Genomic DNA, 12,460 nt, shown 5'->3' with positions numbered 1-12,460 from the left:
TGGCTTTTGCGTCAAACCCTGTTTAGACGGTGGGTTCCAGCTCCGCCGCAGCGGCGCGACGCCGGGCTTTGGCCGGCGATGAGATCTGCAGTTCGGTGAGGTCGTCAAAGCGCGACAGGTCACGTCGCAGTTCCAGAAAATAATCCAGTGCGCCGCCGAGGCATATGCTGTAAGCCAGCAATTCGACGCCTTCTTCCACCGTGGTTTTCGCCAGGCGCGCGTAGCCCTCTTGAAGGATCCCGTGCCACAGCGAACCCATGCCGAAGAGCCGCGAAAAGATCAACGCCAACAGGCCTGCCATGATGAAACCGAATGCCGGGCGCACGGAAAAACGGGCAAGTCCCGAAACCACGTCACGCCAGGCGCCCTTGTAGCCCAAGGCCCGATAGACACAGGTGCCAGCCGTCAATAGCGCCGGCCATAGCCAGAAGCTGTGGCTGATCGGGTCGAACAGACCGTCCAGTTCCCGAATCAGCATGCAGGCAAAAAAACCGCCGATCAGGATGCCAACGCCCCGTTGGCCAGGCTCACGCGCCGAGAGCCAGAACAGGCCGGCGATCAGCGCCAGCATCACTTCCTGACTCACCTCGGTGAATGAGGTTTCGAGGATGTCGGTCTTGGCAATGAAGATGTCGACGAACACCATCGCGACGCTGAACAGCGTAAGCGCCAACATGACGCCGAAGCGGGCCAGTGCCGATTTCACAAGTTGTAGATCATTGTTCACAATATTTTCACTGCTGGACGGGTATTAAGGGCGGGACTTTAAAGAACTGCACGGTGTTAGCCAAACGTCGAGAAAGTTCATCAGGTTAGTTATTTTCAAGTTCCGTAAGAGTCTTTTGCTGTATTGGGTGTTGCACTTTTCTCACACCGCCTGATTGGCCCGCTTATCGCCCGAATGCCTCTGTTCCGGCACTCTTCATCCAGTCAAATGACTCCCCGCCGTGAAAGTCAAAGCGTTTAGCGTGATGATGAATATGCTTATGCGCGCCCCTTCAAACTTCGGACTTCCGCGTCCGGCGCGTATCGGCGACACTGCCTGACTACACTTGTCAGGTGCCCGGTGCGCTCATGTCCTTGCCCGCTTCTTCCTCAACACGCGATTTCATCTTTGCGGCGTGCGCGCTGCTCATCGCCATGGTGGGCACTACATTGCCGACCCCGTTGTACGCGCTTTATCAGCAGCGCCTCGGGTTCGATGCAAGCTGGCTGACGATCATCTTTTCGATCTACGCGGCGGGCGTCATCGCGGCGCTGCTGGCGGTGGGCAGCTGGTCCGATCAGCTCGGACGCAAGCCACTGCTGCTGGCAGGCTTGGCCATGGGCGCGGTCAGCGCGGTTATATTCCTGTGCAGCGATTCGATTGGCGGGTTGCTGATAGGGCGACTCTTCTCGGGCTTCAGCGCAGGCATCATGACCGGTACGGCGACGGTTGCGGTCATCGAGCTGGCGCCCAAGACCTGGAAGAACGCCACGCTGGTGGCAACGGCGGCCAATATGTTCGGCCTCGGCATAGGGCCATTGCTCGCCGGTTTCACTTCGCAGTTTCTGACGGATCCGCTGCACCTGGTGTTCTACGTGCACCTGGCAATGCTGGTGTTGGCGACGCTCGGCGTGGTGCTGATTCGTGAGACCGTGCAGCGCCCGCAGACACTGAGGCTGACCATTCAGAAGCCCTCGGTGCCGGCCTCGGTGCGCAGCGTGTTTATTTCTGCATCCATCGCGGGCTTGGCGGGTTTCAGCGTGGCCGGGCTGTTCACCAGCATGGTGCCGTCGGTGATGATCCACGTGATGCATCAGCAAAGCGGATTGTTGATCGGCGCGGTAATCGGCTTGTTTTTCGTCGCTTCGATCATCGGCCAGGCCTTGCTGCAGGTATTGCCGAAGGCGCGGCACATGACGCTCGGCTGCGTCGGGCTGATTGCCGGCATGATTTGCCTGGGGCTGAGCATCGCCACTTCTCAGTTGGGACTGCTGATAGTCGCGGGGCTGGTGGCGGGCATCGGGCAGGGCATGATCCTGCGCGCCGGCATGGGCGCGGTGACTGCCAGCAGCCCGGCCGATCAGAAAGCCGCCGTGACCTCAGCCTTTTTCGTGGTGCTGTATGTGTCGATTTCGGTGCCGGTGGTGGCGGTCGGTTTCAGCGTGCGGGTATTTGGTCTGGAGCATGTCGGCGAGTTCTTCGCCGCGCTGGTCGCCGTGGTTGCGTTGCTGGCGATGATCAGCATGAAACGCGTGCAATCGAGACAGGCCGCTGCACAAGCGACCGGGAGCTAAGCGATGACGGTGAAAGTAGGTTTGATTTCCGATACGCACGGGCTGATGCGCCCACAGGCATTGGAGGCGTTGCAAGGCTGCGATTACCTCATTCATGGCGGCGATATCGGCAAGCCGGAGATTCTCGAGACCTTGAAGGCCATCGCCCCGCTGACGGTGGTGCGCGGCAACAACGATACCGATGACGCCTGGGCTAGCGACGTCCCCCACGAAGCGGTGTTGCGGATCGGTGAGGTGGCGATTTACACCACGCACATACTGGCCGACGTGCCGAAACCATTGCCCGATGACGTCCGCGTTGTCGTGACAGGCCACTCCCACCGGCCGTTGCAGCAGGTGCGCGATGGCGTGCTGTTCATCAACCCTGGCAGCGCCGGGCCGAGGCGGTTCAAATTGCCGATCACCGTCGGCATGCTGCACATCGATGGCGCTGACGTGCGCGGCGAGTTGATCGAGCTGACGCTTAAATAATCGCGGGTGTACGGGTCTCGCCTCTGAAGACAGGCGCAGGAGCGCGTGGGGTACGTCGGAGGTTGCCGGTATTGCCCGGATCAACGCGTTTCGCGTACGCCGAAGGCTGTCGGTATTGCCCGGACCAACTGATTTTGCGTACGCCGAAGGCTGTCGGTATGGCGCGGATCAACTGTAGGAGCGCGCTTGCCCGCGAATGCGATTTTGCCGCAACGCATTTATCGTCTGGCTCACCGCGTTCGCCAGCAAGCCGGCTCCTACAGATTTGCGTTCGCAGAAGGTTGCGGATGTTGCCCGGATCAACGGATTTTGCGTGCGGCCTAGGTTGCCGGTGTTACCCGGATCAACGGATTTTGCGTACGCCGAAGGCTGTCGGTATGGCGCGGATCAACTGTAGGAGCGTGCTTGCCCGCGAATGCGATTTTGCCGCAACGCATTTATCGTCTGGCTCACCGCGTTCGCCAGCAAGCCGGCTCCTACAGATTCGTGTACGCGGAACGTTGCCGGTGTTGCCAGAATCAACGGATCTCGCGTACGCGGAAGGTTGCAGGTGTTGCCCGGATCAATCGATTTCGCGTGCGCGGAAGGTTGCCGGTGTTGCCCGGATCAACGGATTTCGCGTACGCGGAAGGCTGTCGGTATGGCGCGGATCAACTGTAGGAGCGCGCTTGCCCGCGAAGGCGATTTTGATGCAGCGCATTTGTCCCTGAGCTACCGCTACTTGGCAATCGGGTCCAGGCCGCTGGCTTTGATTGCGGGCGCTGCGGCGGATGAACTCAGGAAGTCCAGAAACTGCTTGGCCTGCTCCGGGTGTTTGCTCTGGGTCACGACGCCAGCGGAATACAGGGTCATTTGCTGCGCCTGATCAGGGATCAGGCCAATGATGTCGATGCCTTCGACCGGCTTGAGCTCGCTCAATTGCTGAAAACCGATTTCGGCATCGCCGCGCGCAACCACTTCGCCCACCGGTTCGGCGGGGATCATGTGGCTCTTGTCCTGAATGCGGTCGGCGATGTGCATCTGATTGAACAGCACGCGGGACAGATAAACGCCGCTTGCGCTGTCCGAGTAGGCGATGGTTCTGGCATTCAGCAGGGTTTGCTTGAAGGCTTCCATGGTGCTGATGTCCGGGTGCGGTGCGCCGTGACGCACGGCCATGGCAATGTAGGATTTGCCCAGATCAACGCGGGTTTTCGGATCGACTTTGCCGTCCTTGATCAACTTGTCCAGCGCCGCACCCACCATCAGTACGACGTCCGCCGGCTCATGTCGGGCCAGCCGATTGGGGATTGCCTGGGGCGTTGCGCCCATCGACGGCGCCACCTCACCTTGCAGTTTCACGCCCGCGCGCTGCTCGTAATCGGGCGCCACCGCCTTGAACGCGCCCATGATGCCACCGGAGCTCAACACGATGAGTTGCACCGGTGCAGGCGCCGTTGCAGCGTGAGTGAGTGAGAAGGGGACAAAGGAGAGGGCGGCACTGAGGAGGTAAGGCAGAATTCTTTTCATAGAGATAAACCTGGCGATGGAAATGAATATGACGAAATAAAACAGCGCGGGCAGTATGTGGCAATTGCGGGATCAGTAAATCCCTTTATTGCGGATACGCCTGCGCTTTTTCGTCTTCAACACCTTCGCAGCGCCTGCGCCAGACGCTTCTTCGCCTGCCGCAGACGCATGAGATTTATACCTTGAAATGGCTGACCAGCATTTGCAGCTGATTGCCCAGGCGCGCGAGTTCGACGCTGGAGGCGGCAGTTTCTTCGCTGGCGGCGGCAGTCTGCTCGGACACGTCACGCACATTGACGATGCTGCGGCTGATCTCTTCGGCGACCGAGCTTTGCTGTTCGGCAGCAGCGGCAATTTGCTGGTTCATGGCCTGAATGTTCGACACTGTCTGGGTAATGCTTTCCAGCGACGTGCCGGCCTTGCGCGTCAGCGCCACCGAGCTGTCGGTCAGGTTGCGGCTGCTGAGCATGATTTCCGATACCTGACGGGTGCCGTTCTGCAACCCTGCGACCAGGCCTTCGATTTCCTCGGTCGATTGCTGGGTGCGTTGCGCCAAACCACGGACCTCATCGGCGACCACGGCAAAACCGCGACCGGCTTCACCGGCCCGCGCGGCCTCGATGGCAGCGTTGAGTGCCAGCAGGTTGGTCTGTTCGGCAACCGCCTTGATCACGTCCATCACCTTGCCGATCTTGTCGCTTTCCTGCTCCAGCACGGTCATGGCGTCGGTCGAACGAAGCACTTCACTGGCCAGCTTCTCGATCTGGGTAATCGCTTCGCCCACCACCTTGTCGCCCTCGCGTGCCTGCTTGTCGGCGGCAGAGGCTGCGACCGATGCCTGCTCGGCATTGCGCGCCACCTCATGCACGGTGGCCGACATTTCGTGCATCGCGGTAGCCACCTGGTCAGTCTCTACCTTCTGGCTGTTCACCCCGGCGCTGGTCTGTTCAGTCACGGCCGACAGCTCTTCTGCCGCGCTGGCGATTTGCGTGACGCTGTCGCGAATGCCGCCGATCAATTCTCGCAGGGTAGCGCCCATGCGCTGGATGCCCATTTGCAGAACGCCCAACTCGTCTTTGCGGGTGACGACCATGTTGTGGGACAGATCGCCCGATGCGATACGGTCAACCACAGCCAGCGTTTCCTGAAGCGGGCGGGTGATCTGGCGTGTGATGATGATCGCCGCCAGTGTGCCCAGGATCAGCGCCAGCAATGTGCCGGCCAATTGCAGGGTGCGGGCTTGCTGGTTGTCGGCTTCGCCGAGGGTGATTTGCAGATCATTGAGTTGCTGCGACAGTTTGATAATAGCGCTCTGTTCCTCGGTCATCTCGGTGCGCGCAGCGTTGATGTTGTCAGTGGCCACCTTGAAGCCCTGCACCGATTGGCGATAACCGTTCAGCGATGCTTCCAACTGCTTCAGGCGCTCGGCCTGGGTGCCGCCGAACATGGCGTTGAGCGGGGCGAGGCCCTCAATGGCAGCGGTCAGCTGGCGGTTGGCGGTGTCTTCGGTCTTGGCCGAAACGTTGGCGGTGTAGCCGCGCACTTCGTAGCGCACCAACATCACGTCTTCTTTGGCTTTGATGACGGCCTGGTATTGGTCGAAGCGGCGTTCATCGAACACATCCAGCTTCAGCACGTCGTCGTTAATCGCCGCGATCAGATCCGCTGCTTTCACAGCGTCAACGCCCATGTCGGCGCGGACCTTGGCACTCACTTCATACGCGTCACGCATCTTGTTCAGCGAAGACTGATACGCGGTAATTTGCTCACCCATGGCCTTGATGGATGGGACATTGAGCGGATTGGAGAAGGTGTTCTGCAGGTATTGCTGCTGAGCCTTGAAGGCGTCAAGCGCGGTCTGGACGTTTTGTGCAGCGGTGGTGTCGCCGTTGCTGAGCATGTATTGCAGGCGCGAAACCCGCAGGTCGGTCAGTTTCTGGCCGAGCTTATTGATGTCGGCAACGCGATCGCTGCGGTAGGTCATCTTGCCCAAGCTGTTCCAGCCAACCACGGCCAGCAGGGCAGTCAATACCAGTACAACGCCGAAGCCGAGGGCCAGCTTCTTGTTGACGCTGATGTTTGCAAACCAGCTGTTCATTCCAATTCTCCTGAATTTGTAATGTGCGAAATCGTCAGCTGGAGATTTTTGTTATGGAAGCCAGCACAACATTCATGTGTACGAATGCATCGGCAGACTGGGAAGAATCTGAAACCGATGTCTGAAATGGCTGACAGGCGTATACGGGAAAGGGGGAGGCAGAGGGAGAAGAGGCGAGCGAGGCGAGGGGGAAATGCAAAAACGCAAGGTCCAGAAACAATCAAGCCCGGGCGATGGCCGGGCTGGGGAGGAGCTTGCTTCAATCAGCTCAAGCGAGCAGCACCGACATGATCAGCACCGTCAGCGGCGACACGGTTTGCACCGACACGATCAGCACCGTCAGCAGCGACACGGTTTGCACCGACACGATCAGCACCGTCAGCGGCGACGCGGTTTGCACCGACACGATCAGCACCGTCAGCAGCGACACGGTTTGCGCCAACGCGATCAGCACCGTCAGCAGCGACACGGTTCGCACCGACACGATCAGCACCGTCAGCGGCGACTCGGTTGATGTTGGTGTGCGACGAGCCATTCTCGGCAACGATGGGTGCGTTCAGGAAGTGGCTGGCGTCCACAGCGGGCAGGGCGAAAGCACTGGTGGCAAGAACAGAGAAGGCCAGGCCAAGGATCAGTTTGTTGGTTTTCATGAGGGTTGCTCCAGTACGTTTAATGAGTGGGTGACTCGGTATGGAGGTGATGTTACTCGCCGCAGAATTAATCAGAAGTCAATACGATTGGTAGCGAACATCGTCGGCATTGATAGTTGGCAGAGGGCCGATTGGCGTCGGTCTGCGCGGGGGCTGAGGCCACTTCAGCCACTTGAGACGATCAATGAAAATCTTGAGCGGATCGCGAGTAACGCATCGAGGCCCAATCCCTAACCTGAGTCCACTGAAATCACACAGAGGACTTACCGCCATGACCACCTTGAACACGCTCCTTCACAAAGCATCCCGGCTCGACAAGCTGGGCATTCACCTGGTCAGAGTCGGCGTCGCGATCATCTTCATCTGGATCGGTGCGCTGAAATTTGTGCCCTATGAAGCGGACAGCATCACGCCATTCGTGGCCAATAGCCCGGTGATGTCGTTCTTCTACAACCACCCCCATGAATACAAGGAACACCTGACTCATGAGGGCCAGCTCGATCCGGCCAAGCGTGAGTGGCAGGTCAGCAACAACACCTATGCCTTCTCCGATGGCCTGGGCAGCGTCGAGATACTGATCGGTTTATTGGTGTTGTCTTACGCCTTCTCGAAGCGACTGGGGATGGTGGGGTCAGTGCTGGCATTCCTCACCCCGATCGTGACGCTGTCCTTTTTGATCACCACGCCTGAGGCTTGGGTCTCGAGTCTTGGCGACGCGAATTTTGGCTTTCCTTTCCTGTCCGGAGGCGGCCGTCTGGTGCTCAAGGACGTGTTGATGCTGGCCGGCGGTGTTGTGATGATTGCTGACTCGGCGCGCCAGTTGCTGAACGCACGCTCCGCGGCGCACGGTTGAGAGGGCAATCAGGACAGACCTGTTTGCCCTACTTGTGCTGGGCGTGATGCAGGCCGTGGCGCCAGCAAATCGTTGACGCCCACGCAGCACGTTTGTCCTGATGATCGCGTACGGTGACTGGTCAGTCACGATCGCGAAGCTTGGCGTCAATCTTTACGTCGATATTTGTATCGCACATGAAATATTTCAACTATCGAGGCGCCAGCCAACGCCCTACCGTGTACACGCCGCGGAACGTCGCGGCGGAGCAGAGCGTTTTTTACCAGGACAGGACGTTGGGTCATGGCATCAGTTCAGAGATTTACCACGCTAGACAGTTTCAGGGGCTTTTTCGCGCTGTTGGTGGTTTTCTACCATTTGCACGTCGTGGGCGCTTTTATCGAGATGGCGTTTTTTCGTCGAGCGGACATCCTGCTCAACTTCTTCTTCGTGCTCAGCGGCTTTGTCCTGGCCCACTCCTACGGGCTGAAGCCGCGATTCAGCTTCAGGCGTTTCGTCATCTCCCGCGTGTTTCGCCTGTACCCGCTGCACCTGGTGATGCTGCTGGTCTTTATCCTCTTCGAACTGGTGCGCTGGGCCGCGTACAAAAAAGGCTTCACCCTGAATAACGTGCCGTTCACCGGCCTGTTCGACCCGTCAGAGATACTGCCCAACCTGCTCTTGCTGCAAGCCTGGACAACGCTGACCGAAACCATGTCGTTCAACTACCCGTCATGGAGCATCAGCATCGAGTTTTACATCTACATGCTGTTCGGGGGGCTGTGCCTGCTCTCGCTGAGAAGCCGCTTTCTGCTGTTCGCCTGTATGGCGGTCATCGCCTTCACCATGATCTTCACCGGAAACGAACCGCTGGTCTGGCGTGCGATGCTCGGCCTTTCCTGCTTCTTTGCCGGCAACATCACCTATCTGGTTTATCTGCTGATCCGCGACCGCTTCGTGCCAGTGCGCTGGCTCATGACGGTGCTGGAAGTGGTGACGCTGAGCATTGGTTACTGGATGGTGATGAACGACTTCGAGAACCGTTCGCCGATCGCCAGCGTGACGTTCTGCGGGCTGGTGCTGTTGTTCGCCTTCGAGGCCGGCTGGGTCTCGACGTTCCTGAAGACCGGCGTCTTCAGGCTGCTGGGGAAGCTTTCTTACTCGATTTACATGACCCACGCCGCCTTGCTGTTTTGCCTGTCGACGGTGTTCATCGTGGCGCAGAAACTCACCGGCCGCGATATGGCGCCGATGATCGATGGCCAGCGCTTCATGGACACCGGTTCGCATTTGGGCAACAACGTGTTTGTAGTGGTAGTGACCCTGGTGGCCATTGGATTGGCCGCCCTGGCTCACACATACATCGAACTGAAGGGCGTCGAATGGGGCAAGCGGGCTGCTGGCCCAGCCAGAAGCAAGGCGGCAAACAGCCAAGTCATCGCCGGCACTTTGGAGCCGCAAATCGATCGTGCGGCGTGAACGTGCGCGTGAAGGGCGACCCTTACGAGCTGCGCAACCAGCTGACCATTCCCAGTGCTGCCGCGCGACCGCTGGCAAAGCAGGCGGTGAGCAGGTAACCACCGGTGGGCGCTTCCCAGTCGAGCATCTCGCCGGCACAAAATACGCCGGGCAGCGCGTTGATCATCATTTGCTCGTCCAACGCTTCGAACGTTACTCCACCGGCGGTGCTAATGGCTTCATCCAGCGGCCGTGGCCTGATCAGCGTCAGCGGCAAAGCTTTGATCGCGGATGCCAGCAGGGCCGGGTCGGTGAAGGTTGCGGCTGGGGCCAGCTCTCGCAGCAGCGCGGCCTTGATGCCATCAATGCCGAGCTGACTGTGCAGGTGCTTGGACAGTGAGCGCGAGCCACGCGGTTTGCTCAACGCCCTTTGCACCTCGGCCAGTGTTTTGCCGGGTAACAGATCGATCTCGACAGTGGCCGAACCGGACTGATTGATGGCCTCCCGAATGCGCGCGGACAAAGCGTAAACCAGGCTGCCCTCGACGCCGGTCTGCGTCACCACGCACTCACCCAGCCGCAGAGGCTGACCTCCCAGGCCCATGGCTACGTTCTTCAGCGGTGCGCCAGCAAACTTGCTGCGCAGCAGTTCGCTCCATGCATCGACTTCAAACCCACAGTTGGCCGCCTGCAAGGGGGCCACGCAAACACTGCGTTGCTCAAGCAGCGGCACCCACGCGCCATCCGAACCCAGCCGCGCCCAACTGGCTCCACCCAACGCCAGCAGTGTGGCGGCGGGAGTCAGTGCGATTTCCCCATCCGGTGTTGCAATCCGCAGGCTGCTGTCGGCATTCCAGCCCAGCCAGCGATGGCGCGTGTGGATAACGACACCGGCTTCACGCAAGCGCTTGAGCCAGGCACGCAGCAGCGGTGCGGCTTTCATGTCTGCGGGGAACACTCGACCGGAACTGCCGATGAACGTCTCGATGCCCAAGCCGTGAATCCAGTCGCACAGAGCCTGCGCGCCGAAGCTTCGTAACATGGGCGCGATCGCCGACGCGCGTTCTGCGTAACGCGACACGAAGGCGGGCGACGGTTCGGAGTGGGTGATGTTCATGCCGCCCACACCCGCCAGTAGAAACTTGCGCCCGACCGAGGGCATGCCGTCGTAGACATCGACCTTATAGCCGGCCTGGCTCAGCACTTCGGCAGCCATCAGGCCAGCAGGGCCGCCGCCGATAATGGCGACAGTCTGATTGCGTGAGGGGGCGTCTGAAGTCATCGGCGGTTCGAGCGTTGGCAAGGTGGGGGCGCGCATTCTACCTGAGCTTCACGACGAGCGATCGCTTGTGGAAAACTTTTTGATCAAAAAACGTACAGCCCTCGCGAGGGCCAGTGTTCTCAGGGCATGCCAGCCTTGCGCTCAGGTTATCCACAGGCGGTTCCACAGGGGATGTGGGTAACTTGGCTTGGCTTCAGCTCGGGTTTGCAGCTTTGTGGGAGCCACCGGGGGTGGCGCCTACACCTTGCCGTGGCGCCTAAAGCCCTCGTTCGACCCACACGCGCTGGGCACTGTGGTGCAGGATCCCGTGGCGGCAAGCCAGGGCCTGACGGTCCTTGCTGTAGCCGCCGCCTATTACGCCCATGACCGGAATGTCCCGGCCCAGACAATGGCGGATCACTGCCTCGTCGCGGCGTGCAACGCCAGCGTCGGTCATTTTTAGATAGCCCAGTGCATCATCCTGGTGAACATCCACCCCGGCGTCGTACAGCACCAGATCGGGCCGGTACAACGGCAGCAGATAATTAAGCGTGTCGTCCACCACCTTCAGGTAGTCGTCGTCGCCCATGCCCATCGGCAGTGGAATGTCCCAATCACTTTGCGCCTTGCGCGCCGGGAAATTCTTCTCGCAGTGCAGCGAGACGGTCACCGCCTCTTCGGTGTGCTCAAGGATCCGTGCAGTGCCGTCGCCCTGATGCACATCGCAATCAAAGATCAGCACCCGGTCGACGCGTCCGCTCTGCAACAGGTACTGACTGACGATTGCCAGGTCGTTGAAGATGCAGAAACCGGCGGGATAGTCGTAGTGCGCATGGTGGGTGCCGCCCGCCAAGTGACAGGCCAGCCCGTGTTGCAGCGCCAGCTCGGCGGTCAGCAGCGAGCCACCCACCGCACGCACCGTACGTCGGGCCAGGTCTTCGCTCCAGGGCAGGCCAAGTCGACGTTGATCCTCACGCGACAGGTCGCCGCCCATGTACCGCTCGATGTACCCGGGGTCATGAGCCAGGGCGAGGATGTCCGTTGGGCAGACTTGCGGACGAAACAATTGAGCATCCGTGGTCAGGCCGCTGTCGATAAGGTGGTCGTGCAAAAGCCTGAACTTGTCCATCGGGAAGCGATGGTCGGGCGGAAAGTCCGGGCTGTAATCTTCGTGGTAAATGAGGGGCAGGGGCATCATGCGCACGCGTCTGGTTCGAGAGCGAATCTTGCCATTTCCGACGGTCACCGCACAGCGATTTGCCTGTGCGGCATTCGTCGTCGGACGGGCATTTTGAAAGGCGAGGCGAGAGGGACACAAGGAATGGGGCCGATTCTTGAGCTCGAAAGCGCGCGCTTGTTGATGCGTCAGTGGCGAGATGATGATTTGCCGGCCTTCGCACAGATGTGCGCCGATCCACAGGTCATGCGTTATTTTCCACAGCCGCTGAGCCGAATGGAGAGCGCCAAGCTGATCGGCCGCGTGCGCGGGCATTTCGCCGAGTACGGCTTCGGCCTGTGGGCGCTTGAACGCAAGGACACCGGAGCATTCATCGGCTTTACCGGGTTGAGTGTGGTGGGGTTTGAGGCGCCATTCAGCCCGGCAGTGGAAATCGGCTGGCGTCTGGCGCGTGAGCATTGGGGGCTGGGCTACGCCAGCGAGGCGGCCTGGAATGTCCTTGGCACCGGTTTCGAACACCTCGATCTGGATGAAATCGTGGCGTTCGCGGCAGTCAGCAATCTGCCGTCGCAGAAGGTCATGCAGGCCATTGGCATGCGCAATGACCCCGCCGACAACTTCGATCACCCGCACCTGCCCAACGGGCATCCTTTGCGCGCTCACGTGTTGTACCGGATCAACCGGCAGGGCTGGCTGGCCACCCTGTAAGCCACCACGCGAATCA

Annotated in this window: 11 protein-coding genes and 1 pseudogene; 5 read left to right on the top strand and 7 right to left on the bottom strand. The window is 59.9% G+C overall.

Annotated features, from left to right (window positions below):
- Nucleotides 1–22: 22 nt before the first annotated feature.
- Complete coding sequence (locus LT42_RS16200) at nt 23–727, bottom strand: hypothetical protein (protein WP_152597681.1); 705 nt, start codon at nt 725–727, stop codon at nt 23–25.
- Between the two features lie 347 nt (nt 728–1,074).
- Here LT42_RS16200 and LT42_RS16195 point away from each other — a divergent pair, with 347 nt between their 5' ends.
- Together LT42_RS16195 and LT42_RS16190 are read left to right on the top strand one after the other, a co-directional pair.
- Nucleotides 1,075–2,280 carry an MFS transporter gene (locus LT42_RS16195; protein ID WP_037015051.1) on the top strand — a complete coding sequence of 402 codons (1,206 nt, stop codon included), beginning with the start codon at nt 1,075–1,077 and terminating at the stop codon, nt 2,278–2,280.
- 3 nt (nt 2,281–2,283) lie between these two features.
- A complete protein-coding gene (locus LT42_RS16190) occupies nt 2,284–2,751 on the top strand; it encodes a metallophosphoesterase family protein (protein ID WP_276209540.1) in 468 nt (155 codons plus the stop codon).
- Nucleotides 2,752–3,468: 717 nt separating this feature from the next.
- On the opposite strand, the gene LT42_RS16185 is transcribed toward LT42_RS16190, so the two are convergent.
- From LT42_RS16185 to LT42_RS16175, 4 genes and pseudogenes are all read right to left on the bottom strand, one after another.
- On the bottom strand, nt 3,469–4,260 hold the full coding sequence (locus tag LT42_RS16185) for a substrate-binding domain-containing protein (RefSeq protein WP_037015048.1): 792 nt from the start codon (nt 4,258–4,260) through the stop codon (nt 3,469–3,471).
- A 175-nt stretch (nt 4,261–4,435) separates the two neighbouring features.
- Nucleotides 4,436–5,149: a methyl-accepting chemotaxis protein gene (locus tag LT42_RS26570; protein WP_420806909.1), complete on the bottom strand. Its 714-nt coding sequence runs from the start codon at nt 5,147–5,149 to the stop codon at nt 4,436–4,438.
- Nucleotides 5,150–5,290: 141 nt separating this feature from the next.
- A pseudogene (locus LT42_RS26565) lies at nt 5,291–6,358 on the bottom strand (methyl-accepting chemotaxis protein); the annotation flags it as partial.
- A gap of 263 nt (nt 6,359–6,621) precedes the next feature.
- Nucleotides 6,622–7,008, bottom strand: coding sequence for a hypothetical protein (locus LT42_RS16175; RefSeq protein ID WP_081955403.1), 387 nt, complete (start codon nt 7,006–7,008; stop codon nt 6,622–6,624).
- A gap of 271 nt (nt 7,009–7,279) precedes the next feature.
- Here LT42_RS16175 and rclC point away from each other — a divergent pair, with 271 nt between their 5' ends.
- Both rclC and LT42_RS16165 read left to right on the top strand, forming a co-directional pair.
- Nucleotides 7,280–7,861 (top strand): reactive chlorine resistance membrane protein RclC, encoded by a 582-nt coding sequence (rclC, locus tag LT42_RS16170; protein ID WP_037015041.1) that lies wholly within the window; start codon nt 7,280–7,282, stop codon nt 7,859–7,861.
- Between the two features lie 282 nt (nt 7,862–8,143).
- Nucleotides 8,144–9,319, top strand: a complete 1,176-nt coding sequence (locus LT42_RS16165) for an acyltransferase family protein (RefSeq protein WP_052075301.1) — start codon at nt 8,144–8,146, stop codon at nt 9,317–9,319.
- Between the two features lie 22 nt (nt 9,320–9,341).
- On the opposite strand, the gene LT42_RS16160 is transcribed toward LT42_RS16165, so the two are convergent.
- Nucleotides 9,342–10,580, bottom strand: coding sequence for a TIGR03862 family flavoprotein (locus tag LT42_RS16160; RefSeq protein ID WP_037015037.1), 1,239 nt, complete (start codon nt 10,578–10,580; stop codon nt 9,342–9,344).
- A gap of 256 nt (nt 10,581–10,836) precedes the next feature.
- Complete coding sequence (locus tag LT42_RS16155) at nt 10,837–11,754, bottom strand: histone deacetylase family protein (RefSeq protein ID WP_037017386.1); 918 nt, start codon at nt 11,752–11,754, stop codon at nt 10,837–10,839.
- A 126-nt stretch (nt 11,755–11,880) separates the two neighbouring features.
- Between LT42_RS16155 and LT42_RS16150 the strand changes: the two genes are divergently transcribed.
- Entirely contained in the window at nt 11,881–12,444 is a 564-nt protein-coding gene (locus LT42_RS16150; protein WP_037015034.1) for a GNAT family N-acetyltransferase, read from the top strand.
- Nucleotides 12,445–12,460: the final 16 nt, after the last annotated feature.

It is taken from the genome of Pseudomonas lutea, from assembly GCF_000759445.1.
GTDB classification, from domain to species: Bacteria; Pseudomonadota; Gammaproteobacteria; order Pseudomonadales; family Pseudomonadaceae; genus Aquipseudomonas; species Aquipseudomonas lutea.
This window is presented reverse-complemented; position numbering and strand designations above follow the sequence as displayed.

Coding starts and splice junctions, on each gene's coding strand:
- LT42_RS16195 (WP_037015051.1), top strand. CDS start 1,075: ATGTCCTTGCCCGCTTCTTCCTCAACACGCGATTTCATCTTTGCGGCG.
- LT42_RS16190 (WP_276209540.1), top strand. CDS start 2,284: ATGACGGTGAAAGTAGGTTTGATTTCCGATACGCACGGGCTGATGCGC.
- LT42_RS16185 (WP_037015048.1), bottom strand. CDS start 4,260: ATGAAAAGAATTCTGCCTTACCTCCTCAGTGCCGCCCTCTCCTTTGTC.
- LT42_RS26570 (WP_420806909.1), bottom strand. CDS start 5,149: ATGCACGAAATGTCGGCCACCGTGCATGAGGTGGCGCGCAATGCCGAG.
- LT42_RS16175 (WP_081955403.1), bottom strand. CDS start 7,008: ATGAAAACCAACAAACTGATCCTTGGCCTGGCCTTCTCTGTTCTTGCC.
- rclC (WP_037015041.1), top strand. CDS start 7,280: ATGACCACCTTGAACACGCTCCTTCACAAAGCATCCCGGCTCGACAAG.
- LT42_RS16165 (WP_052075301.1), top strand. CDS start 8,144: ATGGCATCAGTTCAGAGATTTACCACGCTAGACAGTTTCAGGGGCTTT.
- LT42_RS16160 (WP_037015037.1), bottom strand. CDS start 10,580: ATGACTTCAGACGCCCCCTCACGCAATCAGACTGTCGCCATTATCGGC.
- LT42_RS16155 (WP_037017386.1), bottom strand. CDS start 11,754: ATGCCCCTGCCCCTCATTTACCACGAAGATTACAGCCCGGACTTTCCG.
- LT42_RS16150 (WP_037015034.1), top strand. CDS start 11,881: ATGGGGCCGATTCTTGAGCTCGAAAGCGCGCGCTTGTTGATGCGTCAG.